The sequence below is a fragment of the Aeromonas sp. R5-3 genome, from assembly GCF_040908225.1.
In the GTDB taxonomy this organism is placed as follows: domain Bacteria; phylum Pseudomonadota; class Gammaproteobacteria; order Enterobacterales; family Aeromonadaceae; genus Aeromonas; species Aeromonas dhakensis.
This window is the reverse complement of the sequence record NZ_JBFODH010000029.1, coordinates 550882-577414: the sequence shown is the minus strand read 5'-3', so window position 1 is coordinate 577414 and position 26533 is coordinate 550882. Positions and strand designations below refer to the sequence as shown.

General features: G+C 63.6%; 22 protein-coding genes. 17 read left to right on the top strand and 5 right to left on the bottom strand.

Annotated features, from left to right (window positions below; translation table 11 throughout):
• From AB5Y95_RS21880 to AB5Y95_RS21855, 6 genes are all read left to right on the top strand, one after another.
• Positions 1-888: efflux RND transporter periplasmic adaptor subunit (locus AB5Y95_RS21880; RefSeq protein WP_368162109.1), on the top strand; the 888-nt coding region annotated here is incomplete at its 5' end.
• Positions 885-2828: a MacB family efflux pump subunit gene (locus AB5Y95_RS21875; protein ID WP_368162107.1), complete on the top strand. Its 1944-nt coding sequence runs from the start codon at positions 885-887 to the stop codon at positions 2826-2828. The genes AB5Y95_RS21880 and AB5Y95_RS21875, both read left to right, overlap by 4 nt.
• On the top strand, positions 2825-4198 hold the full coding sequence (locus AB5Y95_RS21870; protein ID WP_117402800.1) for an efflux transporter outer membrane subunit: 1374 nt from the start codon (positions 2825-2827) through the stop codon (positions 4196-4198). Before AB5Y95_RS21875 ends, AB5Y95_RS21870 begins: the two co-directional genes overlap by 4 nt.
• Before the next feature lie 153 nt (positions 4199-4351).
• A complete protein-coding gene (locus tag AB5Y95_RS21865; protein ID WP_017780719.1) occupies positions 4352-5158 on the top strand; it encodes a siderophore-interacting protein in 807 nt (268 codons plus the stop codon).
• A gap of 257 nt (positions 5159-5415) precedes the next feature.
• A complete protein-coding gene (locus tag AB5Y95_RS21860; protein WP_026141467.1) occupies positions 5416-6522 on the top strand; it encodes a 3-deoxy-7-phosphoheptulonate synthase in 1107 nt (368 codons plus the stop codon).
• Positions 6523-6841: 319 nt separating this feature from the next.
• Positions 6842-7027 (top strand): hypothetical protein, encoded by a 186-nt coding sequence (locus AB5Y95_RS21855; protein WP_139398470.1) that lies wholly within the window; start codon positions 6842-6844, stop codon positions 7025-7027.
• 55 nt (positions 7028-7082) lie between these two features.
• On the opposite strand, the gene AB5Y95_RS21850 is transcribed toward AB5Y95_RS21855, so the two are convergent.
• Together AB5Y95_RS21850 and AB5Y95_RS21845 are read right to left on the bottom strand one after the other, a co-directional pair.
• A complete protein-coding gene (locus tag AB5Y95_RS21850; RefSeq protein ID WP_005303032.1) occupies positions 7083-7493 on the bottom strand; it encodes an H-NS family nucleoid-associated regulatory protein in 411 nt (136 codons plus the stop codon).
• A 402-nt stretch (positions 7494-7895) separates the two neighbouring features.
• Positions 7896-8318, bottom strand: coding sequence for a GNAT family N-acetyltransferase (locus AB5Y95_RS21845; RefSeq protein WP_005303034.1), 423 nt, complete (start codon positions 8316-8318; stop codon positions 7896-7898).
• Positions 8319-8501: 183 nt separating this feature from the next.
• Between AB5Y95_RS21845 and AB5Y95_RS21840 the strand changes: the two genes are divergently transcribed.
• Positions 8502-9002 carry an SRPBCC domain-containing protein gene (locus tag AB5Y95_RS21840; protein ID WP_005303036.1) on the top strand — a complete coding sequence of 167 codons (501 nt, stop codon included), beginning with the start codon at positions 8502-8504 and terminating at the stop codon, positions 9000-9002.
• 75 nt (positions 9003-9077) lie between these two features.
• Here the strand turns inward: AB5Y95_RS21840 and AB5Y95_RS21835 are convergent, their stop codons facing one another.
• Positions 9078-10355: an FAD-binding oxidoreductase gene (locus AB5Y95_RS21835; protein ID WP_005303038.1), complete on the bottom strand. Its 1278-nt coding sequence runs from the start codon at positions 10353-10355 to the stop codon at positions 9078-9080.
• A gap of 51 nt (positions 10356-10406) precedes the next feature.
• Positions 10407-11021, bottom strand: coding sequence for an HTH-type transcriptional regulator PuuR (gene puuR / locus AB5Y95_RS21830; RefSeq protein ID WP_017782011.1), 615 nt, complete (start codon positions 11019-11021; stop codon positions 10407-10409).
• A gap of 310 nt (positions 11022-11331) precedes the next feature.
• On the opposite strand from puuR, the gene AB5Y95_RS21825 reads away from it, so the two are divergent.
• The 6 genes from AB5Y95_RS21825 to AB5Y95_RS21800 all read left to right on the top strand — a co-directional run bounded on the left by AB5Y95_RS21825 (position 11332) and on the right by AB5Y95_RS21800 (position 17784).
• Entirely contained in the window at positions 11332-12795 is a 1464-nt protein-coding gene (locus AB5Y95_RS21825; protein ID WP_017782010.1) for an NAD-dependent succinate-semialdehyde dehydrogenase, read from the top strand.
• Between the two features lie 148 nt (positions 12796-12943).
• Positions 12944-14233 (top strand): 4-aminobutyrate--2-oxoglutarate transaminase, encoded by a 1290-nt coding sequence (gene gabT / locus AB5Y95_RS21820; protein WP_258116945.1) that lies wholly within the window; start codon positions 12944-12946, stop codon positions 14231-14233.
• Positions 14234-14468: 235 nt separating this feature from the next.
• Positions 14469-14594, top strand: a complete 126-nt coding sequence (locus tag AB5Y95_RS21815; RefSeq protein ID WP_005303046.1) for a hypothetical protein — start codon at positions 14469-14471, stop codon at positions 14592-14594.
• On the top strand, positions 14591-15934 hold the full coding sequence (locus AB5Y95_RS21810) for an APC family permease (RefSeq protein ID WP_005303048.1): 1344 nt from the start codon (positions 14591-14593) through the stop codon (positions 15932-15934). Before AB5Y95_RS21815 ends, AB5Y95_RS21810 begins: the two co-directional genes overlap by 4 nt.
• A 357-nt stretch (positions 15935-16291) precedes the next feature.
• On the top strand, positions 16292-16441 hold the full coding sequence (locus AB5Y95_RS21805; RefSeq protein WP_005303052.1) for a hypothetical protein: 150 nt from the start codon (positions 16292-16294) through the stop codon (positions 16439-16441).
• Complete coding sequence (locus AB5Y95_RS21800; RefSeq protein WP_005303054.1) at positions 16441-17784, top strand: APC family permease; 1344 nt, start codon at positions 16441-16443, stop codon at positions 17782-17784. Before AB5Y95_RS21805 ends, AB5Y95_RS21800 begins: the two co-directional genes overlap by 1 nt.
• 93 nt (positions 17785-17877) lie before the next feature.
• On the opposite strand, the gene AB5Y95_RS21795 is transcribed toward AB5Y95_RS21800, so the two are convergent.
• Entirely contained in the window at positions 17878-18258 is a 381-nt protein-coding gene (locus AB5Y95_RS21795; RefSeq protein ID WP_024941297.1) for a hypothetical protein, read from the bottom strand.
• Positions 18259-18506: 248 nt separating this feature from the next.
• Here AB5Y95_RS21795 and AB5Y95_RS21790 point away from each other — a divergent pair, with 248 nt between their 5' ends.
• The 4 genes from AB5Y95_RS21790 to AB5Y95_RS21775 all read left to right on the top strand — a co-directional run bounded on the left by AB5Y95_RS21790 (position 18507) and on the right by AB5Y95_RS21775 (position 26524).
• Positions 18507-19661 carry a sodium dependent phosphate pump gene (locus tag AB5Y95_RS21790; protein WP_010633351.1) on the top strand — a complete coding sequence of 385 codons (1155 nt, stop codon included), beginning with the start codon at positions 18507-18509 and terminating at the stop codon, positions 19659-19661.
• A 159-nt stretch (positions 19662-19820) separates the two neighbouring features.
• A complete protein-coding gene (locus tag AB5Y95_RS21785) occupies positions 19821-20291 on the top strand; it encodes an FKBP-type peptidyl-prolyl cis-trans isomerase (protein WP_010633350.1) in 471 nt (156 codons plus the stop codon).
• 330 nt (positions 20292-20621) lie between these two features.
• The gene (locus tag AB5Y95_RS21780; RefSeq protein WP_017765719.1) at positions 20622-21389 is read left to right on the top strand and encodes a class III extradiol ring-cleavage dioxygenase; all 768 of its coding nucleotides are present in this window, start codon (positions 20622-20624) and stop codon (positions 21387-21389) included.
• 251 nt (positions 21390-21640) lie between these two features.
• A complete protein-coding gene (locus AB5Y95_RS21775) occupies positions 21641-26524 on the top strand; it encodes a PAS domain S-box protein (RefSeq protein ID WP_368162101.1) in 4884 nt (1627 codons plus the stop codon).
• Positions 26525-26533 lie beyond the last annotated feature (9 nt).

Here is a 26533-nt window from a genome sequence, read left to right as displayed (position 1 = left end):
CTGATCGCCCAGAACAACCTCAAGACCGCCGAGGCGGATCTCGCCAGCCGCCGCGCCCAGCTCAAGATCAAGCAGGCCCAGCTCAAGCAGAACGAGCTGAGCTGGCGTCGCCAGCAGCAGATGTTCAGGCAGGAGGCGAGCTCGCGCGCCGATCTGGAAAGCGCCGAAGCCCAGCTGGCCGTGACCAGAGCCGAGCTGCAGGGGGCATTGGCTGAAGTCGACAATGCCCAGATCAAGGTGGAGCGAGCCAAGACGGAGCTCGGCTACAACCGCATTCAGGCGCCCATGGATGGCACCGTCGTCAGCATAGTGACCCGCCAGGGGCAGACCCTGGCCGCCAGCCAGACGGTGCCGACCCTGCTCAAGCTCGCCAACCTGGAGACCATGACGGTCAAGGCGCAGATCTCCGAAGCGGACGTCACCCGGGTCAAGGCTGGCATGCCGGTCTATTTCACCCTGATGGGGGATCCGGACACCCGCTATCACGGCACCCTGCGCACCGTCGAGCTGGCCCCCACCAACATCAATGAGCAGGCCACCAGCACCACGGCCACCAACAACGCCGCCGTCTACTACTACGCCCTGTTCGACGTGCCCAACCCGGATCACACCCTGCGGGTCGCCATGACCACCCAGGTCACCATAGTGCTCGGCGAGCGCAAGCAGGTGCTGACCATTCCGCAGACCGCCCTTGGCAAGAAGCTCGGGGAGAACGAGTACGAGGTCACCCTGCTCAAGGAGGATGACCAGAAGGAGACTCGCCGCATCAAAACCGGCATGAAGGATGACATCAAGGTGGAGGTGGTCAGCGGCCTGAGCGAACAGGAGAAGGTCACCCTGAACCAGGGTTCGCCGGTCAGTGGCAATGACGTGGAGATCATGCTGTGAGCGAGCCTCTGATCCAGCTCAAGGGGATCGAGCGGCGCTACCAGAGCGGAGAGCAGGAAGTGACCGTGCTCCATCCCCTCGATCTCACCATCGAGGCGGGAGAGATGATCGCCATCGTCGGCGCCTCCGGCTCCGGCAAGTCGACCCTGATGAACCTGCTCGGCTGCCTCGATCGGCCGAGCAGCGGCCAGTACCTGTTCCGCGGCCAGGACACCGCCACCCTGGACGCCCTCTCCCTCGCCAGGCTGCGCTGTCACCACTTCGGCTTCATCTTTCAGCGCTACCACCTGTTGCCGCACCTCAATGCCGCCGCCAACGTGGAGATCCCGGCCGTCTACGCCGGCACGCCACGGGCCGAGCGCCAGGCCCGCTCCCAGGCACTGCTGGCGCGACTGGGGCTCAGCGAGCGCAGCCATCACACCCCGAGCCAGCTCTCCGGCGGCCAGCAGCAGCGGGTCAGTATCGCCCGTGCGCTGGCCAACGGCGGCGAGGTGATCCTGGCGGACGAACCCACCGGGGCCCTCGACAGCCAGAGCGGCAAGGAGGTGATGGCCATCCTCAGGGAGCTGCACGCCCAGGGCCACACCATCATCCTGGTGACCCACGACATGGAGGTGGCCAGCCACGCCGACCGGATCATCACTCTCAAGGATGGCCGGGTGCAGGAGGACAGCGGCCGCAAACCGGCCGCCGCCCCCGTGACCCCGACCACCGCCCCCGCCGGCAAGGAAGGGGCAGGCCACGACTGGGATCGCTACCGGGAAGCGGCACGCATGGCGCTGCACGCCATGCTGGCCCACCGCATGCGCACCTTCCTCACCATGCTTGGCATCATCATCGGCATCGCCGCCGTGGTGAGCGTGGTGGCGCTCGGCCAGGGGGCCCGTGCCAAGGTGATCGACCAGATCAACGCCATGGGCACCAATACCATCGACATCTTCCCCGGCAAGGATTGGGGGGACGAGAAGGCCGCCAGCATCCAGACCCTCAACAAGCGGGATCTCGACGCCCTGCTCGGCCAACCCTACCTGGAAGGGGCCAGCCCCCAGATCGCCGCCTCCGGCCAGCTGCGCTATCGCAACAAGACCAACAGCGGCAGCATAGTCGGGGTCGGCAGCGACTTCTTCCGGGTCAAGGGGATGAAGCTCACCAACGGCCGGCTGTTTGACGAGCGCGACATCCAGAACCGGACCGCGGTGGCGGTGGTGGACGGCAAGACCATAGAGAGCCTGCTCGGCAAACAGGATCCCGTCGGCCAGGTGGTGCTGGTCGGCACCCTACCGGTGCGCATCGTCGGCGTGGTGGAAGAGGAGACCGGGTTTGGCCGCAGCGGCCAGTCGGTGAACGTCTGGCTGCCCTACAGCGCCGTGATGAGCCGCCTCATCTCCCAGAACCACTTCAGCCAGCTCACCATCCGGGTCAAGGACGGGGTGCAACCGGCGCTGGCCGAACAGGCCGCCATCGAGCTGCTGACCCAGCGCCACGGGGTGAAGGACTTCTTCACCTTCAGCAGCGACAGCATCATCAAGTCGGTGGAGAAGACCACCGCCACCATGACCCTACTGGTCTCCGCCATCGCGGTGATCTCCCTCATCGTCGGCGGCGTCGGGGTGATGAACATCATGCTGGTGTCGGTGGTGGAGCGCACCCGCGAGATCGGCATCCGCATCGCGGTCGGTGCCCGCCAGTCGGACATACTGCAGCAGTTTCTGATCGAAGCGGTGATGGTGAGCCTGCTGGGGGGCATGCTCGGGGTGGGGGTCTCCCTCTTCATCGGCCTGCTCTTCTCCCTGTTCGTGGAGAGCATCCAGATGCACTTCTCGCTCTTTTCCATCCTGATGGCGTTTGGCTGTTCCTCGCTCATCGGGATCCTGTTTGGCTATCTGCCCGCCCGCAATGCCGCCCGGCTCGATCCGGTCGAGGCGCTGGCGAGGGAATGACGATGTACCACTTATCCAAACTGGGGCTCTGCCTCACCCTGGCGCTCGGCCTCGGCGCCTGCAGCCAGCAGAGCAGCTATCAGCGGCAGGAGCTGGCATTGGCCGACCACTGGCAGCAGCCGGAGGACGGTCTCACCCGCCAGCTGGCCGGCCCCTGGTGGCAAGGCTTCCACGATCCCGAGCTCAATCGGCTGATCGAGGCCGTGCTGGCTGCCAACCCGGACATGCAGGTCGCCGGCCTGCGCCTGCGCAGCGCTCTGCTCAGTGCCGATCTGGCCGACACCAACCTGACCCCCTCGGTCGATGCCAGCCTCGGCGGCAATGGCACCAAGAATCTGAAGAGCGGCAAGAGTGAAGGCAGCATGGGCCCCTCCCTGACCCTCGGCTACGAGGTGGATCTGTGGGGCAGGCTGGCCTCGGTGCGGGATCAGGCGAGCTGGGAGGCCGAGGCGTCCGCCCAGGATCTGGCCGCCACCCGCCTGATGCTGATCGGCAAGGCGCTCGAGCAATATTGGCAGCTGGCCTACCTCGGCTCGGCCATTTCCCTGGGCCAGCAGCAGCTCGCCAACTATGAGCGCGCCGAGCAGCTGACCCAGGCCAAGTACCGGGCCGGCGCCGTGACCCGGCTCGATCTGGTGCAGGCCAGCCAGCAGAAGGCCGGCAAGCAGGCGGAGCTCAGCTCGCTCCTGATGCAGCAGGAGCAGGCCCGCAACGCCCTGCGCCTGTTGCTCGGTCGCAGCAACGGTCCGCTGGCATTCGAGCCCAAGGCGCTGCCGACGGCCGCCATCCCCACCCTGGCGGTCGGCATTCCGGCCGATGTGCTGGCGCGGCGCCCCGACGTGCGCGCCGCCGAGCTGCGCCTGCGCAAGACCCTGGCGAAGGGGGACGAGATCCGCACCGGTCTCTACCCCACATTGAAGCTGACCGGCGGCGCTAGTAGTAGCTCGGATACCCTGACCCAGGTGCTGCAAAACCCGGTGGGCACACTGGGCGCCTCGTTGGCGCTGCCCTTCCTCGAGTACAACAAGACCCGGCTCGCCATCGCCAGTTCCAAGCTCGATTACCAGATCGCCGAAGCGGAGTTTCGCAAGCAGCTTTATGGCGCGCTGGTGGAGGTGGAGGATGGTCTGGCCGCCCGCCACCACGGCGAGCAACGCCTGAGCTACCTGGCCGAGCAGCTGGACTTTGCCAAAGAGGCGGAGCGGCTGGCGAGAGCCCGCTACCAGGCCGGCGCCACCGGGGTACAACCCTGGCTGGATGAACAGAACCGGCTGTGGGACGCCGAGCTCGCCCTGCTCGGCCAGCAGAAGGAGCAGCTCAACACCATGGCCAGGATCTACAAGGCGCTGGGGGGCAGCGATCGCCCCTGAACCCAGCCCCCTCGCCCCATGGCGAGGGGGCTATTTTCTGCACGCCACTGAACTTCCCTTCGTTTTCCCCTCTCTGACTCTGTCACACAAACCAATTGATAATAATTTTCATTTAATGAAGAATGGGCGCCATTATCAGTCAGGAGTATGCCCATGTCCCAGTCCGCCCCGGTCAACCGCCCCCGCCTGCTCACGGTCAAGCACATTCAGGATGTGAGCCCGCACCTGCGCCGGATCTGCCTGACCAGCCCGGAGCTCGCTGACTACCCCTTCACCTGTGGCGGCGCCCATATCAAGATCATGCTGCCCCAGCCGGGCCAGGCCCATGCCGTGCTGCCCACCCCCACCCCGCAGGGGCCGCGCTGGGAAGACCCGAGCCAGCGTCCCATCATGCGCACCTTCACCATTCGCGCGTTTCGCCGCGAGGCGCTGGAGCTGGATATCGACTTCGCCCTGCACGATGATGGCGGCCCCGCCAGCCGTTTCGCCAGCCAGGCCAAGCCCGGCGATCTGCTGGCCATCTCGGGCCCCGGTGGCCCGGATCCCATGCTGCAACCGGCCAGTTACTACTACATGGTGGGGGATCTCACCGCCCTGCCCGCCATCAGCGCCATGATTGAGGTGATGCCTGCCGATGCCCGCGGCCACATCGCCCTGCTGGTGCCCTATCAGGAAGATGTGCAGGATCTGTCGCTGCCCGCCGGGGTAAGCCTGCGCTGGTTTGTCGGCACCCCTGAGCAGACGGCGCCGCTGGTGGAGTACTTCACCGCCCTGCCGCTGGAGGAGCAACAGAGCTACTTCTGGTTTGGCGGGGAAGAGGGCTTGGTGGTCCCCATGCGCCGTCACGTACGGCGCACGCTCGAGGTGGATCGCACCCGGGTGTACGCCGTGCCCTACTGGCGCCACGGCAAGGATGAAGAGGCCTATCACCATGCCCGTCACGACGTGATGGACAGCTGAATCAGCTGATTTTGTCCTGAAATATCAAGCCCATGGCCTGCCGGTCATGGGCTTGATTGCCATTGGAGCGGCCTTGCCCACCGGCGCTCTCCCCCCATTCTGGTGTGCCACTCGGTTGTGCTTGCATTTGCGGCCGACAACAAGATAATGATAATCACTCTCAACAATAACAGGTGATGACGCCCCATTGCAGCTCCCGTCCGGGTTCCGGTGTGGAGTGCACGTCACTCATTCCTATGCACAGCAAGGTAATCCAGATGGCAGTTTTAAACTCGGTAATGCGCGCCTTCGCGGTGGAGGCACTCCCCACTCCTGCCGACCTGTTGGCACTTCATCCCTGTCCCGCCGAGCTGGCGACCCGGATCGACCAGCACCGCCAGCAGGCTCGCCGGATCCTGGCAGGAGAGGACGATCGCCTGCTGGTGGTGATTGGCCCCTGCTCCATCCACGATCCCCTCGCCGCCCTCGACTACGCCAGACGGCTGGCCTCGCTGGCCCACGCCTATCAGGATCGGCTGCAGATAGTGATGCGCACCTATTTCGAGAAGCCCCGCACCACGGTGGGCTGGAAGGGGCTGGTGTTCGATCCCCATCTGGATGGCAGCAACGACATCAACCACGGCATGCGGCTCGCGCGCCAGCTGCTGCTCGACATCAACCAGCTGGGGCTGGCCACCGCCACCGAGTTTCTCGATACCACCAGCTTCCTCTACCTGGCCGATCTCATCAGCTGGGGGGCGATCGGTGCCCGCACCACAGAGTCGCAAGTTCACCGGCAGCTGGCCTCGGCCCTGCCCTGCCCCGTCGGCTTCAAGAACGGGACGGACGGCAACATCCGGGTGGCCATCGATGCCATTCAGGCGAGCGAAGCCTCCCATCTGTTTACCGCCCCCGGCAGCCAGGGCGGCATGGTGGTGATCAAGAGTGAAGGCAACCCGGCCGGCCACATCATTTTGCGCGGCGGCACCCGCCCCAATTACCACCAGAGCGACGTGGAAGAGGCAGCCGAACGGCTGGCACGGCAGGGGCTCTCCCCCCGGCTGATGGTGGATTGCAGCCATGGCAACAGCCAGAAGCTGCACAAGAACCAGATCCGGGTGGCGGGAGAGCTCTGCCGTCAGCTGGCAGAAGGCAGCGACGCCATCGCCGCCGTCATGGTCGAGAGTTTCCTGCAGGGGGGCAGCCAGAAACCGGCCCCTCTGAGCGAACTGGTCTACGGCCAGTCGGTCACCGATGCCTGCCTGTGCTGGGACGATACCCAGACCCTGCTTGCCATGCTGGCGGATGCCGTCGAGCGGCGCCGCCAATATCCGGGACAGCCCCGGCCGGACCCTGTTCGCTGGCCGGCCCAGCTGGCAAGTTGAATCCATCGGGTGAATAAGGCTCCCGTAACGGGAGCCTTATTATTTCCCCACTTTCCTTTTCCAATCTCCCCGCCATACCACCGATTAAATGCCCAGGGCATCTCTTTCCCATAAAAAGTGCGCAGGTATCCGGCGCCTGCCGCAATAAAACAACCGGGGTAATACGCTGTGGTTCGTCCAACCAGGTCGCAAACAGTGAGCAGACCGATTAATGCCATGAACAACAACCAAAGGGGGGAGGCAAAGCGCCAGAAACAGGTGATCTCTTAATGCTGATGGTATCGTCCTGGAATGACCTACCTAATACTTGACGGGCTATATGAGTCCAGCAACAGGAGGGGAAGAAGGCAGCCAGTCACACCATAAAAACGATGTCGGTGATGAAAAAACCAGCCAACTGGAAATTAATCGTTCAATCAGGCGGCAACAAATAGGGGTGACATCATGCGACAAAAACCAGTCGGATAAAACAGCATGGGGAATTGACAGGGGCGGCTTTCAATGAGCACAAATAATAATGCCGCCTCATGGGCGGCATCATTCATGATCGACCGAAGGGATCAGATCAGGAAATCATTCAGATCCTTGCCCAGCGCAACTTGCTCGGCAATGGCCTTGGGCATACGGCCCTGACCGGTCCAGGTCTTCTCCTGGCCATCTTCCTGGTACTTGTACTTGGCAGGACGCGGAGCACGCTTGCTCTTGGTTGCGCCGGCAGCGGCAGCCGGGGCGGCAGCGCTGTTCAGCAGTTCACGGGGATCGATACCGGCCTGCTGCAGCATTTCGGTGAACTCGTTCAGCTTGCGCTGACGCTCTTCCTGCTCGGCACGCTCCTGTTCAACAGAATCGGCACGCTCGTTATATACCAGATCGAACTTCTCTTTTGCTTCTTGCAGCTGTTCAAACGGCAATTCACGGATGGCCGCACGCAGGCTGCGAATGTTCAGCAGAACTTTCAGAAACTCGTTCATTACTTCCTCACAGAATTATTTTTGTTTGTCACAGGGATAACACAGCTTGAGAATAGCACGGCAGTTTGAGAACAACATAATGTTTTTATAAGAGCTGTCACTTTCTTAACAAAAAAGTTCTGGCTGAATATAGCGGCCACTTTATTCAGCCATTACTCATTGGCCCGCCTGCAAGATCGTTTACCATGCAATTCCCCCATGTAACGCATGGCAAATAGATCCGGCACAGCTTGTCATATTTTCCGGCAGGTGATGCCAGCTATTTTTACAATTAGCCACGGCTGTTAATTTTTCCGCCACTCACACGAGACTCTAGGTAGACAATTGACACTATATATTGCCGGCGATGGCTGCCGGCAACCTCTCCAGTGCGAATAGGCAAACGGGGCATGACAAAACGGCTTATTCCAGGATCAGTCGCCGCCAGGGGCCGGTGATCTCGCAGTGGCCGGTTTCCGCCGTGTTCTGCCAACCCAGCCGGTGATAAAACGCCAGCGCCGCCGTGTTGTTGGTGGCCACCTTGAGGGATGCAGGCTTGTTGAAGGGGGCCAGCCCCTGATTCAGCAGGGCCCGTCCCATGCCCTGGCCATGCCAGTCGGCCGAAACATAGAGGTGGTGCACAAAGCTCTCATCGCCCCAGATGGAGATGAAGCCGCAGGGTGTCCCCCCCTGCTCGGCCACCCAGATCTGCTCGCCCCGGGTCTGCTCGTCAAAATCTTCCAGCCGGAACTGGGCGGGATCGACCCAGTGAAAGGTCTGACGCCGCCCTTTCAAAAACAGCTGCGCCAACTGGGGAATATCCGTCTCTCGCATGGCTCTGATCATCAAACTGTCCCTGTCATATGAGTACCACCCCACTCTCCATGGAACACGGGGGCCCTGTCAAATCACCGGCACAGAATAACGCCGCCGCAATGGCAGGGGTGTGACACACCTCTGTCCATTTCATGAGCCATGGGACTATACTGCCTGAGTCCCGTGTATGGATGTTTTGAGGCTCGCTGATTTATGGATAACAAGCAGATAGAAGGCAATATCTTTGTTCCGGCCCATATCGACGACGTCTGGCGTGCCTGGACAACCGAAAGCGGCCTGCGCAGTTTTCTGGCGCCGGAATGCCTGATGGTGCCGGAACCGAATGGTCCCTTCGAAATCTATTTCAGACCCGATGCCCCGCTGGGCGAGCGTGGCAGCGAAGGTTGCCGGGTGATGGCCGTCATGCCCCACGACCTGCTCAGTTTCAGCTGGAATTTTCCCCCCTCCCTGCCCCATATCCGCCAACAGAAGACCCAGGTCTGCCTGCGCTTCGTGCCGGAAGGTCAGGGCACCCGACTCTACTTCCTGCAGACCGGCTGGGCTAACGACCCGGACTGGGATCAGGGCTACGCCTATTTTCGGGATGAGTGGCTGGAGACCAGCCTGCCCCGCCTGCAATACCGCTTCACCCATGGCCCCATCGACTGGAACAACCCGCCGGACAAGCAGCAGTTGAAATCCCTGGCCCAATAAGCGCCCATAGAAAGCAAAACACCGCCAGCTGGCGGTGTTTCTTTTTCCTTGATAGTAAGCCCGGCACGGGCCGACTCATACCCCCAGCCGATCGCGCAGGGTGTACCAGGCGGCGCCGGCGGCGGTGAAGGGGATCCGGAACAGGCGGCCACCCGGGAAGGGGTAGTGCGGCAGCTTGGCGAACGCATCGAAGCGCTCCGCCTGACCGCTCAACACCTCGGAGAGCAGCTTGCCCGCCAGATGGGTACAGGTGACGCCATGGCCGCTGTAGCCCTGCATGTAATAGATGTTGTGGCCGATGCGGCCAAACTGCGGCAGGCGCGACAGGGTGAGCAGGAAGTTGCCGGTCCAGGTGTATTCCACCTTGACGTCTGCCAGCTGGGGGAAGGTCTTGAGCATCTTGGGGATGATCAGCCGCTCGATGTCTGCCGGATCCCGCGCCCCATAGACCACGCCACCGCCGTAGATCAGCCGGTGATCGCCAGAGGTGCGGTAGTAGTCGAGCAGGTAGTTGCAATCTTCCAGGCAGTAGTTTTGCGGCAGCAGCGAGCGGGCCCGCTCCTCCCCCAACACCTCGGTGGCGATCACCTGAGTGCCGCACGGCATGCTCTTGCCGGCAAGCTCGGGCACCAGGTTGCCGAGGTAGGCGTTGCCGGCCACCACCACGTAGCGCGCCTTGACCGCCCCCTTGGCGGTCTTGACCAGGGCAGGCTGACCCGGCGTGATGCTGGTGACGGCAGACTGTTCGAAGATCTTGCCCCCCTGCAAGCGGATCGCCTCCGCCTCCCCCAGCGCCAGGTTGAGGGGGTGAATGTGGCCGCCGCTCTTGTCGAGCAGGGCGCCGACGTAGCGATCGCTCGCTACCACCTCGCGCACACCGTCGGCATCGAGCAGCTCCAGCTTGTCGTTGCCCCACTTCTCCCAGCGCGCCTGCTGCGCCTTGAGCTCGTGCAACTGCTTCTCGGTCTCGGCGGCGAACACCCCACCCTCCTGCAGGTCACACTGGATGTTGTAGCGCTTGATCCGCTCGCGGATGATCTGGCCCCCCTCAAACAGCATGGAACCGAGCAGCCTGGCCTGTTCCGGCGGGCAATTCGCTTCTATGGTGTCGATGTCGCGGCTGTAGGAGTTGACGATCTGGCCGCCGTTGCGCCCGCTGGCGCCAAAACCCACCCGGGCCGCCTCCAGTACCACCACCGAATAGCCCTTTTCCACCAGATGCAATGCGCTGGAGAGGCCGGTATAACCTGCCCCGATGACGCAGACGTCGCACTCCAGCTGTTCGGTCAGCGTCGGATAGGGCGCGTGTTGGTTGGCACTGGCTGCGTAGTAACTGTTTACATGTTCGGTCATGATCCCTGTTTCCTTACAAGTTCTTTTCCCAAACGAGACGATGTCTCGACACTAGAAGTTGGCCGGGGTGTGGGCGCTGACGATGCGGCAGACCTGCCCCGACGGATTGCTGAAACTGTGGGGCTCGCCCGTGTCGATCACGTAGCTGTCCCCGGCACTGAGCTGATAGGTCTGGCCCGCCACCGTCAGGATCACCGACCCCTCCAGCACGGTACCCACCTCCTCCCCCAGATGGGTGACCTGGCCGCCGGTGTCGGTGCCGGGGGCATAGGTCTCCAGCATGAAGCCGAGCTGGCGGCGGTTATTGCCGTTGTGCACCAGCTTCATGGAGACCCCCTGGCTGCCCAGCTCGATCAGCTGCTCGGCCCTGATCACCACGCTCGGCGTACTCGCCACCTCCTCTTCGGCGAAGAAGCGCGACAGCGGCAACTCGTAGACGCTGAGCAGCTTTTGCAAAGAGGCCACCGACGGGCTCACCTTGTCCTGCTCTATCATGCAGATGGCGCCATGGGTCAGCCCGCTCAGCTCGGCCACCCGCCGCTGGGAGAGCCCCAGTCGGCGGCGAGTGGCGGCCAACCGCTCCCCCATGCTCTGCGCCTGAGTATTCTGCGCCAGCGGGTTGTCGGTCATGGACTGCCAGCGCGTCTCGCCCTGTGGTTGCTGCATTCGGCCACCTCCCTGTGTGCCTGGTAGGAGCCATTGGCGGCCCCGGTTAAAATAGCGAGTCAATCCGACCAACCTGTTTGTTATCCTGCACAGCGCACTCCGTTCATTATTTTGCACACCCTGCACCACGGAAACCGGTAAAATCGCTCCAACAGCTCCATTTCTAGCACGCGAGACACAGTTTACTCAAATATATTTAACACTTGAAAAACATTTCGGCTCAATTTATGGTCTTCCTGTGCTTATTATTCTATACGGTGGCGGCACAGGATGAGCCGGCCCCCTGACCCACAATCGAGGCTTGCTATCTATGTCAGCATCACAACCCGCACTCTCCCTGATCAAATCCCTTGCCTATATAGATGGTCGCTGGTGCGAAGCCGGCGGCGGACGCCGGTTCGAGGTGCACAACCCGGCCACCGGCCAGGTCATCACCCAGGTACCCGACATGGACGAGGGCGACACCCGCCGCGCCATCGCCGCCGCCCACGCGGCCCAGCCGGGCTGGGCGGCGCTCACCGCCAAGGAGCGCAGCAACCGTCTCTACGCCTGGTTTGAGCTCATCATGGCCAACCAGGAGGAGCTGGCCCGCATCATGACCTGCGAGCAGGGCAAGCCGCTGGCCGAGGCCAAGGGGGAGGTGGCCTACGGTGCCAGCTTCATCCAGTGGTTCGCGGAAGAGGGCAAACGCGCCTATGGCCGCACCATTCCGGGTTTCTCCAGCGACCGCCGGCTGGCCACCATCAAGCAGCCGGTGGGGGTGGTCGCCGCCATCACTCCCTGGAACTTCCCCATCGCCATGATCACCCGCAAGGCGGGCCCGGCGCTGGCCGCCGGTTGCACCATCGTCATCAAGCCGGCCGCCGAGACCCCGCTCTGCGCCCTGGCGCTGGCGGCACTGGCTGAGCAGGCAGGGATCCCGGCCGGGGTCATCAACATCGTCACCAGCCATCAGGCCGCGGCGGTGGGCAACGAGCTGTGCAACAACAAGACGGTGCGCAAGCTCTCCTTCACCGGCTCTACCCGCATCGGCAAGCTGTTGATGCGCCAGTGCGCCGATACCATGAAGAAGCTGTCGCTGGAGCTCGGCGGCAACGCCCCCTTCATCGTGTTTGACGACGCCGATCTCGACGCCGCCATCGCCGGGGCGCTCGCCTCCAAATACCGCAACGCCGGCCAGACCTGCGTCTGCGCCAACCGTATCCTGGTGCAGGCTGGCATCTACGACGCCTTCGCCGAGAAGCTCACCGCCGCGGTCAAGGCCTTCAAGGTGGGCGACGGCATGAGCGAAGGCACCCAGATAGGCCCGCTCATCAACCCGGCCGCCGCCAGCAAGGTGGCCGAGCTGGTCAAACAGGCCACCGCCGCCGGCGCCGAGCTGCTGCTGGGGGGCGAAGCCCACCCCGCCGGCCCGCTCTTCTACCAGCCCACCATTCTGGGCAAGGTGGATAAAACCAACCCCATCCTGCAGGAGGAGATCTTCGGCCCGGTCGCCCCACTGGTGCGCTTCGAGACCGAGGCCGAGGCCATCGCCCTGGCCAACGACACCCCCTATGGTCTGGCTGCCTATTTCTATGGCCGCGACATCGCCCGTGTCTGGCGGGTGGCCGAGCAGCTCGAATACGGCATGGTCGGCATCAACGAGGGGATCATCTCGACCGAGCTGGCCCCCTTTGGCGGCATCAAGGAGTCGGGCCTGGGTCGTGAAGGGGCGGCCGAGGGGCTGGAGGAGTACCTCGAGACCAAATACCTCTGCTTCGGCGGCATCCGCTAGGCAGTCACATCTTGCGCCGGCGGCCGGGCCTGCAACAGGGGCCCGCCACCCGCCGGCGCAGCCATATCAATTCACAAGGACGAAGTGAGTGCTCCCAAGGGGCCTCGCCACATTAAGACAGGGGCCCCCGGCCCCTCAGGGAGGAAAGATGAGTCAGTCAGCATCAAACAAGGCGTGGCAAGCGCGCCGCGAAGCCGCCGTGGTCAACGGCGTCGGTACCCTGCTGCCGGTGTTTATCGAGCGGGCGCAAAACGCCGAGCTGTGGGATGTGGAGGGCAACCGCTACATCGATTTTGCCTCCGGCATCGCCGTGCTCAACACCGGCCACAACCACCCGAAAGTGGTGGCCGCGGTGCGCGTGCAGCTGGAGAAGTTCAGCCACACCTGCTTCCAGGTCACCCCCTACCCCGGCTATATCGAGCTGGCGGAGAAGTTGAATGCCCTGGTGCCCGGCCCCACCCCGAAACGCACCCTGTTTCTCTCCACCGGCGCCGAGGCGGTAGAGAACGCCATCAAGATCGCCCGCGCCCACACCGGCCGCAGCGGCACCATCGCCTTCAAGGGGGGCTTTCACGGCCGCACCATGATGGGGATGGCGCTCACCGGCAAGGTGGTGCCCTACAAGACCGGTTTCGGCCCCTTCCCGGGGGAGGTCTATCACCTGCCCTTCCCGAGCGACTATCTGGGAGTGAGCGAGGCCGATGCGCTGGCTGCGCTGGATCTCTGCTTCAGCTCGGATATCGAACCGACCCGGGTGGCCGCCATCATCATCGAGCCGGTGCAGGGTGAAGGGGGCTTCTACCCCGCCTCCGCCAGCTTCATGCAGCGCCTGCGCCAGCTGTGCGATCAGCACGGCATCCTGCTCATCTGCGACGAGATCCAGAGCGGTTTCTGTCGCACCGGCAAGACCTTCGCCACCGAATACAGCGGCATCGAGCCGGATATCATGACGCTCGCCAAGAGCCTGGCCGGCGGCTTCCCGCTCTCCGCCGTGGTGGGCAAGGCGGAGGTGATGAACGCCGCCAAGCCGGGTGGCCTGGGCGGCACCTACGCCGGTTCCCCCATCGCCTGCGCCGCCGCCCTGGCGGTGCTGGAGGTGATCGAAGAGGAGCGTCTCAACCAGCAGGCCCAGGCCCAGGGCGAGCAGATCAAGGCGCGCCTGCAGCAGCTGGCCGAGCGTTTTGACTGCATCGGCGACATCCGCGGCCCCGGCGCCATGGTGGCCATGGAGCTGGTCAAGCAGCGCGACGCAAACCAGCCAGATGCCGACCTCACCAAGCGGCTGGTGGCCGAGGCGGGCAAGCGCGGGCTGGTGCTGCTGGCCTGCGGCGTGCGGGCCAACGTCATCCGCTTCCTGGCGCCGCTGACGGCCTCGCCGGCCATCATCGAGGAGGGGCTGACCCTGCTTGAACAGGCCCTGCAGGCGGCTCACGCCTGATCTGAAACAGAGCATTCGCCCATTAGTGCAAAAAAATGCGTTTTTGCCCCCTTGATATGCTTGTCAAGGGGGCAACACGAATGCACAATGCGCCGCCGCGTAAAAGGACCGACCACTTGCTGAGTCAGGTTCTTTTTTTGCGGCAAACAAATCCACAACGAGGCCGGAACCGACCGGAAAAGATAGCGAGATGGGTTGCCATCTCACGACACCCGCTTCTCTAGTGAGGAACACCATGGGGTATTTCACTGCTTTCCTGCCGGCCCGCGCCGGTCTGCGCCGCCTTGCTGGCGCCCCCTATGCCCAGGTTGATGCCGTCAGCCTGATCCCTTCGGCCCGGATTGAGGGGAAAGCACAATGAATGCCCAACCCGTCGGCCTGAAAAAAAGCCTGAAGCTGTGGCACGTCGTCATCATGGGTCTGGCCTACCTGACCCCCATGGCGGTGTTTGACACCTTCGGCATCGTCACCGAAATCACCGAAGGCCATGTGCCGACCGCCTACCTGTTTGCCCTCATCGGCATGCTGTTCACCGCCATGAGTTACGGCCACCTGGTACGCAAGTTTCCCTCGGCAGGCTCCGCCTACACCTATGCCCAGAAGGTGTTCCACCCTTACGTGGGCTTCATGGTGGGCTGGGTCTCCCTGCTCGACTACATGTTCATGCCGATGATCAACATGCTGCTGGCCAAGATCTACATGGAGGCCCTGTTCCCGAGCGTGGAACCCTGGACCTACATCCTGGGGCTGGCCGCCGTCATGACCTTCCTGAACCTGCGCGGCATCAAGCTGGTGGCCAACTTCAACAGCCTGATCGTCATCATGCAGTTCAGCATCATCGCCGTCTTCATCGGCCTCATCGCCTGGGGTGTCTACCATGGCGAGGGGCTCGGCACGGTGGCGAGCAGCCGTCCCTTCTTCTCCGATCAGATGGCGGTGGCCCCCCTGCTCACCGGCGCCTCCATCCTCTGTCTGTCGTTCCTCGGCTTTGACGCCATCACCACCCTGTCGGAAGAGACGCCGAACGCGGATCGGGTGATCCCCCGCGCCATCGTGCTGACGGCGCTGATCGGCGGTGTGCTGTTCATCTCCGTCTCCTACTTCCTGCAGCTGTTCTTCCCGGACATCTCCCGCTTCCAGCAACCGGATGCGGTGCTGCCGGAGATCGCCCTCTATGTGGGCGGCAAGCTGTTCCAGGCGGTGGTGCTGGTCTGCACCACGGTAGCGGTGCTGGCCTCGGGGCTCGCCTCCCACGCCGGCGTGTCGCGCCTGCTCTACGTGATGGGACGGGATCGCGCCCTGCCGAGCCGCTTCTTCGCCTATATCCACCCGACCTGGCAGACCCCGGCCCTGAACGTGCTGCTGGTGGGGATCCTGGCCCTCTCGGCGGTGTCGTTCGATCTGGAGATGGCGCTGGCACTGATCAACTTCGGCGCCCTGGTGGCCTTCACCTTCGTCAATCTGGCGGTGATTGCCCACTTCTACGTCAAGCTCGGTCACAACAAGACGCTGCGGGATCACCTGATCTTCCTGCTGCTGCCCCTGTGTGGCGCCGCCTGCATCGGCGTGCTCTGGCTCAATCTGGAGCCGGCCTCCTTCGAGCTGGGGCTGATCTGGGCCGCCCTCGGCGCCCTCTATCTGCTGCTGCGCCTGACGGTATTCCGGGTCCAGCTGCGCCGGCCCGAAACCGACGCCTCCTGAGCCCCCTTCTCATGACTACTGCGCCCGCCTTTCGCGGGCGTTTTTTTACCCCTGTTCACCCGCCGTGACAGTGCCCCTCGCGCCAGAGCGGCTCCGCTCGCGCCCCTGTCAGCACAGGCTGCCAGCCGGGGGCGCAACCCCGACCTGACCCAGGTCAACAAAATCCCCTGACGGGGGCATTTTTGCTTGTGTCCTCCCCCCCCTGAGGGCACAATACGCCGCCCCTGAGAGCCGATGTTTTTTGCAACATCGGTTCTTCGTTTTTAAGGGGTAAACCACATTCACCAAGAGGCCGGACTTTGTACCGGAATTGATACCGAGATTGCCAGGCAATCTCCCGACGTTGTGAGGAAATACATGGGGCATTTCATTGCTTTCCTGCCGGTCCCCGCCGGCGTGCGCCACTTGTCTGTGCCACAGACCGGCGCCCCCTGTGTCCAGCGACGCGCTGCGTCCCTGATCCCGTCCCCCTTCGCCGACCTGGCGATCACAGAGGAGAAAGCGTGATGGCCGGTGCCAAGCTGCTCAAGACGCTCACCCTCTTCCAGGTAGTGGTGATGGGTCTGGCTTACCTCACACCCATGGCGGTATTCGATACCTTCGCCATCGTCGGTGACATTACCGAAGGCCGCGTCGCCACCGCCTATCTGCTCGCGCTCGGCGGCATTCTGCTGACCGCCATCAGCTACGGCCACCTGGTGCGCAAGTTCCCCTCCGCGGGCTCTGCCTATACCTACGCCCAGAAGGTGTTCAACCCCTACATCGGCTTCATGGTCGGCTGGTCTTCCCTGCTCGACTACATGTTCATGCCGATGATCAACATCCTGCTGGCCAAGATCTACCTGACCGCCATGTTCCCCGGCGTCGAGCCCTGGATCTTCATCTTCGGTCTGGTGACCGTGATGACCTTCCTCAACCTGCGCGGCATCAACCTGGTGGCCAACTTCAACGGCGTCATCGTCTTCATCCAGCTGGCCATCATCACCGTCTTCCTCGGTCTGATGGGCTGGGGCATCTATCAGGGTGAAGGGGCGGCGACCCTGCTGAGCAGCCGTCCGTTCCACTTCGAGTCAGCCGGCATGGTGCCGCTGTTCACCGGCGCGACCATCCTCTGCTTCTCGTTCCTGGGCTTCGACGGCTTGAGCTCGCTCTCCGAAGAGACCCCGAACGCCGGCAAGGTGATCCCGCGCGCCATCGTGCTGACCGCGCTCATCGGCGGCATCATCTTCGTCACCGTCTCCTACTTCCTGCAGCTCTACTTCCCGGATCTGGCCCGTTTCAAGGAGCCGGACGCCGTACTGCCGGAGATCGCCCTCTACGTCGGCGGCACCCTGTTCCAGAGCGTGGTGCTGGTGTGCACCACGGTAGCCGTGCTGGCCTCCGGCATGGCCGCCCACGCCGGCGTGTCCCGCATCCTCTACGTGATGGGGCGCGATCGCATGATCCCGGAGCGGGTATTCGGCTACATCCACCCGAAATACCGCACCCCGGCCATCAACGTGCTGATGGTGGGTGCCCTGGCCCTCTCCGCGGTGTCGTTCGATCTGGACATGGCGCTGGCGCTGGTGAACTTCGGTGCCCTGGTGGCCTTCACCTTCGTCAACCTGTCGGTCATCGGTCAGTTCTGGGTGCGCGAGAAGCGCAACAAGAGCCTCAAGGAGCACCTGCTGTTCCTGCTGCTGCCGCTGCTGGGCGCCGCCACCATAGGCGCGCTCTGGATCAACCTGGAGCAGAGCTCGCTGGAGCTGGGCCTGATCTGGGCCGGCCTCGGCGTCACCTACCTGTTCCTGCGCCTCGCGGTGTTCCGCATCCCCTTCCGTCAGTACGAAGAGGCGGCCGACTCGCAGTAAGCGGCCAGCGCCAACCAAGCAGAAGGGGAGCCATGGCTCCCCTTCTTGCTGTGCACGCCGCGCTCGCGGCCCCACCTAGAGCGGGCAGGCTGATCAGCCCTGATTGATCACCGCGGTGGCAGCCGCCTTGAGCGGATCCTTGGCCACCGCCTTCACATCCTGCTGGGTCTGCTTGAGCTGCTGGCCGGCCTGATTGACCTTCTGCTGGGTCCCCTGCAGCTGGCTCTTGCCCTCCTTGAGGCCGGCGGTTTTCTGGTCCAGCACGTCCGTGGTGTGCTTCTTCACCTCGGCCCCGGCCTTCTCTTTCTGCTGGCGCACCAGCTTGTCGGTATCACAGCGCCCCTTGACCCCCAGAGTCGCATTGAGCGCCTCGTTCTTCATTGCCTTGTCGAGGTTGCACTCGGCTTTCAACACGCTCGCCTGGGCACCGACAGACAGCAGACCCAGGGACAGACACAACACCCATGCACGCATAACAACACCACGCTGGTTGAGATAAGAAAGACCGCAGCATAACGCCCTGTCCCCCGGCTGCAAGCCGCCAGACACATTCGCAGCCAAACGGGGCGAGATCCCGGCCCAATCCGACACCTTCTGTCCCATCTCCCCCACCCGGCCATGTCATCAAATCATCACAAAAGTGTCACTTTGTCATATTTCTGTCATGGAGCCCTGCTGTAATGCGCCCGTCCATTTTCAAGCAGACTGTCCCAAGAGGCTTCATGCACAGCACCCCATCTTTTGCACAACAGCAGACCCGTCGTACTGGCCCACTGTTCAACTGGCTCGCTGTGATCACCCTGATCTACCTGATCCTGGTTGCCGTCGGCGCCGTCTCCCACGGCTTCAAAGGCTTCTCCGGCGGCGCCGAGGGCGCGGCCCAGATCTTCGCCTTCGCCAACAACCCCTTCGTCGCCCTGCTGCTCGGCATCCTGGCCACCGCCCTGGTGCAATCCTCCAGCACGGTCACCTCGGTGATCGTCGGTCTGGTGGCCGGCGGCCTGCCCATCGGCATGGCCATCCCCATGGTGATGGGCGCCAACCTCGGCACCACCATCACCAACACCATCGTCTCCCTCGGCCATATCCGGGATCGGGGCGAGTTTCGCCGCGCCTTTGCCGCCGCCACCGTGCACGACTTCTTCAACCTGCTGGCGGTGTTCATCTTCCTGCCGCTGGAGCTGATGTTCGGTCTGCTGCAAAAGAGTGCCGAGGCGCTGGCCACCCTGCTGGTCGGCTCCGCCGACATGTCGATGAAGGGGATGGATTTCATGAAGCCCCTCATCTCCCCGGCCCTCAACTTCATCGACGACCTGGTGGCCTTCCTGCCGGGCAAAGGGCCGGCCATCGCCACCATCGTCATCGGCATCCTGCTGATCCTCGGCTGCGTCACCTGGCTCGGCAAGGTACTGCAACGGGTGCTGGTCGGCCGTGCCAAAGAGGTGCTGCACAAGGCGCTGGGCCGCGGCCCGCTGACCGGCATCGCCTCCGGCACCCTGGTTACCGTGATGGTGCAGTCCTCTTCCACCACCACCAGCCTGATGATCCCGCTGGCCGGCGGCGGCGTGTTCAGCACCCGTCAGCTCTACCCCTTCACCCTGGGCGCCAATATCGGCACCACCATCACAGCCCTGCTGGCCGCCACCGCCATCAGCGGTGCCGGGGCCAAGCTGGCGCTGACCATCGCCCTGGTGCACGTGCTGTTCAACCTGTTCGCCGTGGTGCTCATCTACGGGGTGCCCTTCCTGCGCGAGCTGCCGGTCAAGGCGGCCGAGGGGCTGGCCCGGGTCGGCAGCGAGAACAAGCTACTGGCACTCGGCTACGTGGCGGGCCTCTTCTTCGCCCTGCCCGCCCTGATGATGGTGGCCGCCAAGTAACGACCACCCTGACGACGAGGGGGAGGCGCCAGTCGCCTCCCCCTGCTCATTTGCCCGTCCGGTCACATCCTGCCCCGCCCCGGCTCGCCCTGACGCCCCGGCTGGGATAAGATGCCGCACTCACTGCCCTCCCGGCATTTCACGACATAGGGATACCCGATGAAACTCGTTCTGATCGCGCTGCTGGTTGCCGGCGTCGCCTACTACTTCTACTCGAGCAGCAACAACAGGAAGCTGGCGGAAGAGAATGTGCGCAAGGGGGCCGAGTTCCTCGCCGCCAACAAGGAAAAACCCCTGGTGACCACCACCGCCTCCGGCCTGCAGTACGAAGTGCTGACCCCGGGCAGCGGCACCGTTCACCCCACCGCCACCAGCAAGGTGAAGGTGCACTACGAGGGCAAGCTGCTGGACGGCACCGTCTTCGACAGCTCGGTCGCCCGCGGCGAGCCCATCGAGTTCGGCCTCAACCAGGTGATCAAGGGCTGGACCGAAGGGGTACAGCTGATGGTGGAAGGGGAGAAGACCCGCTTCTACATCCCCGCCAACCTGGCCTACGGCGATCGCGCCGCCGGCAAGATCCCGCCGGGATCTGTATTGATCTTCGACGTGGAGCTGCTGGGTATTCAGTAAATTGCTGATGTCTGCCCTGTCGTCCGCAAGATCCCACCCAGCGCCCGTGTTGATCTTCGATGTGGAGTTGCTGGGTATTCAGTAAATTGTTGAGGGCAGGCCTGTCGCCTGTCTGCTCCCCCAGGGCCGGCCACTGCGCCGGCCTTGTTATTGGTGATCCCCCCTCCTTCCCACCCAACACTATCAACCAATAGTGAACAGTGCTTATTCATTGATCTGGATTGTTAACTCATATCTCGGGGCAGATAATGACCATATCGTCAGCGGCATGTCGCCCTGACCCACCGTTTTCGGTGCCCTGGCACCGGCACAACGCATATGGAGTCTGTCATGTCTATCGCCCCCGTCTGGTTCATCTCCCATGGCGCCCCGGATCTGGTTCTGCGCGACCAGCCGGCGACCCATTTCCTCAAAAATCTGCGCCTTGGCGATCTGAAGGGGCTGGTGGTCATCTCGGCCCACTGGTTTACCCGCAGCGAGCTGCAGATCAACGTCGAGCCCAATCCGGCCCTGATGTACGACTTCTACGGCTTCCCCGAGCCGCTCTACCACATCCGCTGGCCGGCCAGCAGCCCGCTCTGGCTGCAGGAGGCGGTGAGTGACCAGCTGCTGCTGGCGGGCCTGCCCGCCGAGCCGGTGCGCCGCGAGCTGGATCACGGGGTCTGGTCGCCGCTATCGCTGATGGATCCCGCCAGCAGCGTCCCGCTGGTGCAGCTCTCCATCCCGGCCAGCTTCACCCCGCGCCAGCTGTGGCAACTGGGGGAGGCGCTGCAGCAACTGCGCGCCCAGGGGATCGGCATCCTGGCCTCCGGCGCCATCACCCACAACCTGCGGGCACTGGGGCCGGAAAACTCGCCGGTACCGGGCTGGGCCCGCAGTTTCGTCGACTGGCTGGAGCTGACCATGGCCGAGGGCGACAGAGCGGCGCTGGAAGATTACCGCGCCCGCGCGCCGGGGGCGGTGGAATCCCACCCCCACGACGATCACCTGCGCCCGCTGTTCGTGGCGCTTGGCGCCGCCGGTCAGGACAAGCCCGTCAAGCTGCACGACAGCTGGGATGGCGGCAGCCTCTACATGGGCTCCTACCGCTTTGCATAGACGCGGCGGCCGTTCAGGCCAAGGTGACGAGCAGGAGAATCGGATACAAACCCCTGCGATTAATGCTAAGTTATGTTGCAACTCATTTGATACCACTTTGAACCAACACAGAGCGCCGTCATTTGCGCTCTGTGTTTTGATTGCGGGATATCTGGGTTTACTTTCAATGCATTAACGCTACTCTGGCCAAAACGGCAGAATCGTCACATCGGGTGTGTTCTACGTCATCAGCGAGGCAAGGAGGCTTCAGCTTGCGCAATCACCACCCCTTTTTAGGGTTGAACCGCAGTGCAGGCCTGGTATTGCTCATCGGCCTGCTGCTCTCCCTGCTCGGCACTCTCTTCCTCCATTACAGCAATGACAAGCAGGTGCAAGCCAGCATCACGGCGGCCACGGAGCACGTCGCAGATACCGTCAAGGCGCGACTCGATCTGTATCAGTACGGTCTCAGAGGGGTACGCGGCGCCATCCTGACCGCCGGCGAACATGCCTTCAACAACGAGGACTTCGTTCGTTACAGCCTGACCAGGGATGTGGACAGTGAATTCCCCGGTGCCCGGGGTTTTGGCTTCATCAGGCGAGTGAAGGATGCCGAGCTGGACGACTTCATCCAGCGCGCCCGACGAGATGGGCGGCCAGGTTTCACCCTTCAGCTGCTCTCGCCCTATCGGGGTGAACATTTCATCATCCAGTTTATCGAGCCGCTATCACGCAACAAGGCGGCCATCGGGCTGGACATCGCCTCGGAGCCCTCGCGCCGTGAGGCGGCCCTCGCCGCTATCCGCAGCGGCGAGGTACGGCTGACGCCCCCCATCACCCTGGTACAGGCCACGGGCAAGCCAAGGCAATCCTTTCTGATGCTGATGCCCATCTACCGCACCGTGACCACTCCAGCGACTCCCGAGGAGCGAGAGGCCGCCGGGTTTGGCTGGAGCTATACCCCCTTGCTGATGGAAGAGTTGCTGGACGCCCTGCATCTGGAGAGCCCGGCCTTTCACATCAGACTGATCGATGTGACCGACCCCCGGCATATCCAGCCCTTCTATACCAGTGCCATCGACCACGAGTCGCGCAATCCGCACCACATCACCATGTCCAGAGCCGCCGAGCGGGAAATTCATGGTCGCCGCTGGCAGATCAGGCTCGACGCCCACCCCCTGTTCGTGGCGCAGCTCAACCAGACCTCCCCCTATGTGGTGCTGTTCACCGGCGGCCTCTTCACTCTGCTGCTCACCCTGCTTGCGCGCATGCGGGCCCAGGGGCAACAGCAACGTCTGCAACTCATTGAGGAACAGGCCAGGCTGGCCGCCATCGTGGCCGGTGCCAGTGACGGCATCATCGCCAAGACCCTGAGCGGCGTCATCGTAAGCTGGAACAAGGGGGCCGAAGATCTGTTCGGTTACCCGGCCGGCGAGGCGCTGACCCGTACCGACAGCGCGCTGTTTCAGACGGATCATGACAGCGCCAGCGAGAAGGCGCTGCTCGCCGACCTCAGGCAGGGCGTCCGGATCCCGAGCTTCTCCGCCCGGCGTCGGCACAGGGACGGCCATCTGCTGGATCTCTCCATCTCCATCGCCCCCATCTATGACCATAGGGGCAAGCTGGTCGGCACCTCAGAGACCATCCGGGACATCACGGCCCAGAAACAGGCAGAGGCCAAGATCCTGGAGCTCAACGCCAATCTGGAACATCAGGTGGCAGAGCGCACGGCTGAGCTGAGCAAGATCAACGTGTTATTGAGCAACGTCCTGCGCTCAGCCTCGGCAATCTCCATCATAGCGGCCGATTTGGAGGGCACCATCACCCTGTTCAACGAGGGGGCCGAGCAGCTGCTGGGATACAGTGCCGCCGACGTGGTCGGCAAGGAGACCCCCGGTATCTTCCACACCCGCGACGAGATGCAGGCCCGCAGTGTCGAGCTCAGCGCCCAATATGGCGAGCAGATCAGCGGTTTCCAGGTGTTCGTCTACAAGCCGGAACGGGAAGGGGCGGAGAGCCGGGAGTGGACCTATGTGCGCAAGGATGGCAGCCGCTTCCCCGTCACCCTGGTGATCACCGCCATCCGTGATGAACAGGGGCGCAGTCAGGGCTACCTTGGTATCGGCCTGGACATCACCGACAGCAAGGCGGCCGAGAAGAAGCTGGCCGAGAGTCTCGAGATCACCCGCGCCATCCTGGACACCGCCGTCAACCCCATCATGACCATGGATCCTGACGGTCGCATTCACTCGCTCAACCCGGCCGGTCAGACCGCCTTCGGCTATCAGGCCGGCGAGATCCAGGGCCGACAGGTGCAGACCCTGTTGCAAAGCAGCGATGAGCATGAACTGGGTGAATTCCCCCTCGGCACCCTCAGCGACAGCCAGCTGGCCGCCCTGATGGAGAGGGAGTTTATCGGGCGGCGGCGCGATGGCAGCGAGTTCCCGCTGCAGATGTCGATCGGCCGGATGCAGGCGGCGGGCTCCAGCATGTTCGTCTGCATCATGACCGACATGACCCAGCAGTTGGCACAGCGCAACGAGATCCTGTCGACCCGCGATCAGTTGCAGATGGCGGCCGACGTGGCCGAGCTGGGGATCTGGTCATGGGAGCTCAGCAGCAACGCCCTGAGCTGGAACAACCGCATGTTCGAGCTCTACGATCTGCCGCTGACGCTCAGGGACGAGGGGCTCAACTACCAGCACTGGGCAAACCGGGTGCACCCGGACGATCTGGCGGCCACCACCGCCAGCCTGAACCGCGCCGTGGCCGGCACCGGCATCTACGACCCCGTCTTTCGGGTGATGCAGGACAACGGCGATCACCGGGTGATCCAGGCCGGGGCCAAGGTGGAGCGGGACAGCAGCGGTCAGGCGCTGCGCGTCATCGGCTTCAACCGTGACATCACCGCCCAGACCGAGCTGGAGTCCCGTCTGCTCTATGCCAAGGAGCAGGCAGATGCCGCCAGCCAGACCAAGTCCTCCTTCCTCGCCAACATGAGCCACGAGATCCGCACGCCCCTCAACGCCGTGCTCGGCATGTTGCAGCTGATCCAGTACACCGAGCTCACCGCCCGCCAGCTCGACTATGTGGTCAAGGCACACTCTGCGGCCAACTCCCTGCTGGGCTTGCTCAACGATATTCTCGACTACTCGAAGATCGAGGCCAGCAAGCTGCAGCTCGATCTGCACCCCTTCGACATCGAGCTGCTGATGCGGGACCTGGCCATCGTACTGGACGGCAACCAGCGCCAGAAAGAGATCGAGGTCATGTTCGATATCGACCCCCATCTGCCCAATCTCCTGATCGGTGACAGCATGCGCCTGCAGCAGGTGCTCACCAACCTGGCGGGCAATGCCCTCAAGTTCACCATCAAGGGGCAAGTGGTGATCACTATGGCGCTGCTGGCCCGCCATGAGCAGACGGTCACCATCCGCGTGGCCGTCACCGACAGCGGCATCGGCATCAGCGCCCACCAGCTGGAGCGCATCTTCGAGAGCTTCACCCAGGCCGAGGCCTCCACCACCCGTCGCTTCGGCGGCTCCGGGCTGGGGCTGGTGATCTGCAAACGCCTGCTCAAGCTGATGGGGGCAGAGCTGCGAGTCGAGAGTGAACCTGGCCGTGGCAGCCGCTTCTGGTTCGACATCACCCTGGCACAGGCCGCCCCCCAGTCTCTCAAGGAGGCCTGCCCGGACATGGCACCGCCACCCTACATTCTGGTGGTCGATGACAGCGAGCTGGCGGCAGAGCTGCTGCAACGCACCCTGCTGCAGCTCGGCTGGCAGGCCGAGCTGGTCCACTCGGGGGCAGAAGCCGTCCGCCGGGTCGGCGAGGCCCGTGCCCAGGGCCGTCCCTTCGACATAGTGCTGATGGACTGGAGCATGCCGGGCATGGATGGACTGAACGCCGCCGCCCAGATCCGGCAACAGGCCGGGCAAGACCCAGCCCCCGGAGTCATCATGGTCACCGCCTACGGCCACGAGGTGTTCACCGAGTCGCACCAGTCGGGCGCCACCCCCTTCGTCAGCCTGCTGACCAAACCCGTGACTCCCAAGCAGCTGGCAGAGGCCATCTATCAGGCCCTCCATGGCCAGGATGTCGTGCCCGCGCTCCCTGCCCAGCACACCCGCCGCCTGAGTGGTCTCACCCTGCTGGTGGTGGAGGACAATCTGCTCAACCGCCAGGTTGCCTGCGAGTTGCTGAGCTGCGAAGGGGCCAGGGTGCTGCTGGCCGAATGCGGGCGGGACGGGGTGGCCATGGTATTGCAGCAAGCCCCCTCGTTTGATGCCGTGCTGATCGACATGCAGATGCCGGATATTGACGGGCTGGAGGCCACCCGCCAGATCCGGGCCCACCCGCAGTTTGCCAACCTGCCCATCATCGCCATGACCGCCAATGCCTCGGAAGCGGATCGCCAGCTCTGCCTGGCTGCCGGCATGAATGAGCATGTGGGCAAGCCCATTGCCCTCGAACAGCTGGTCTCCACCCTGCTGGCCCAGCTTGGCAAGGCTGGCCAGCCAGCCCTTGCCCAGCCCCCGTCCCCCGCAGCCAGCGAAGCCCTGCTGGAAGCGGAATCCGTCATACGCCAGCGTTTTGACAACGATATCGAACTGCTGCAACGGATCCTGAGCCTGTTCGGCCCCGACATGGCAGAACAGCTGGAGGCCTTGCACCAGGCCATCGCCGCTGGCCAGGTCACGGAGGCCTGTCGCATATTGCACGCGATCAAGGGCAGCGCCAGCACCATGGGGGCCTGCCAACTGGCCACCCTGGCCAAGGCGCAGGAGCAGGCCCTGCTCCACGCCGACCAGCAGCAGGCCGCTGCGCTGCTGGCTGACGCCGGCTGGCTGCAGCGGTTGCAGGAGACGGTGCGGCTCAGCCTGGAGAGCCTCGAAAAAACCTTCGCCCCGCCCCCCGACACCACCACGCAGCCGGCCGATGATGCCTTGTCCCTCGCCGAATGGCGGGAGGCCATGCAGCACATCCTGGCGCTGCTGGAAGATGGCAATCTGGCGGCGGTCGAGCTGACCGAGGCCCTGGCGCCCAAGACGCCGCCGCAGCTGCACACCGCCTTTCGCCAGTTTGCCGGCCTGATCGACAACCTGGAGTTCGGTGCCGCCCTCAAGCTGGGACACGCCCTATGCGACAACCAATGATGGAGCCCA

Excerpts from the sequence above, each read along its gene's own strand:
- AB5Y95_RS21870 (WP_117402800.1), top strand. The coding sequence starts at position 2,825 with ATGACGATGTACCACTTATCCAAACTGGGGCTCTGCCTCACCCTGGCG.
- AB5Y95_RS21865 (WP_017780719.1), top strand. The coding sequence starts at position 4,352 with ATGTCCCAGTCCGCCCCGGTCAACCGCCCCCGCCTGCTCACGGTCAAG.
- AB5Y95_RS21860 (WP_026141467.1), top strand. The coding sequence starts at position 5,416 with ATGGCAGTTTTAAACTCGGTAATGCGCGCCTTCGCGGTGGAGGCACTC.
- AB5Y95_RS21855 (WP_139398470.1), top strand. The coding sequence starts at position 6,842 with ATGAGTCCAGCAACAGGAGGGGAAGAAGGCAGCCAGTCACACCATAAA.
- AB5Y95_RS21850 (WP_005303032.1), bottom strand. The coding sequence starts at position 7,493 with ATGAACGAGTTTCTGAAAGTTCTGCTGAACATTCGCAGCCTGCGTGCG.
- AB5Y95_RS21845 (WP_005303034.1), bottom strand. The coding sequence starts at position 8,318 with ATGATCAGAGCCATGCGAGAGACGGATATTCCCCAGTTGGCGCAGCTG.
- AB5Y95_RS21840 (WP_005303036.1), top strand. The coding sequence starts at position 8,502 with ATGGATAACAAGCAGATAGAAGGCAATATCTTTGTTCCGGCCCATATC.
- AB5Y95_RS21835 (WP_005303038.1), bottom strand. The coding sequence starts at position 10,355 with ATGACCGAACATGTAAACAGTTACTACGCAGCCAGTGCCAACCAACAC.
- puuR (WP_017782011.1), bottom strand. The coding sequence starts at position 11,021 with ATGCAGCAACCACAGGGCGAGACGCGCTGGCAGTCCATGACCGACAAC.
- AB5Y95_RS21825 (WP_017782010.1), top strand. The coding sequence starts at position 11,332 with ATGTCAGCATCACAACCCGCACTCTCCCTGATCAAATCCCTTGCCTAT.
- gabT (WP_258116945.1), top strand. The coding sequence starts at position 12,944 with ATGAGTCAGTCAGCATCAAACAAGGCGTGGCAAGCGCGCCGCGAAGCC.
- AB5Y95_RS21815 (WP_005303046.1), top strand. The coding sequence starts at position 14,469 with ATGGGGTATTTCACTGCTTTCCTGCCGGCCCGCGCCGGTCTGCGCCGC.
- AB5Y95_RS21810 (WP_005303048.1), top strand. The coding sequence starts at position 14,591 with ATGAATGCCCAACCCGTCGGCCTGAAAAAAAGCCTGAAGCTGTGGCAC.
- AB5Y95_RS21805 (WP_005303052.1), top strand. The coding sequence starts at position 16,292 with ATGGGGCATTTCATTGCTTTCCTGCCGGTCCCCGCCGGCGTGCGCCAC.
- AB5Y95_RS21800 (WP_005303054.1), top strand. The coding sequence starts at position 16,441 with ATGGCCGGTGCCAAGCTGCTCAAGACGCTCACCCTCTTCCAGGTAGTG.
- AB5Y95_RS21795 (WP_024941297.1), bottom strand. The coding sequence starts at position 18,258 with ATGCGTGCATGGGTGTTGTGTCTGTCCCTGGGTCTGCTGTCTGTCGGT.
- AB5Y95_RS21790 (WP_010633351.1), top strand. The coding sequence starts at position 18,507 with ATGCACAGCACCCCATCTTTTGCACAACAGCAGACCCGTCGTACTGGC.
- AB5Y95_RS21785 (WP_010633350.1), top strand. The coding sequence starts at position 19,821 with ATGAAACTCGTTCTGATCGCGCTGCTGGTTGCCGGCGTCGCCTACTAC.
- AB5Y95_RS21780 (WP_017765719.1), top strand. The coding sequence starts at position 20,622 with ATGTCTATCGCCCCCGTCTGGTTCATCTCCCATGGCGCCCCGGATCTG.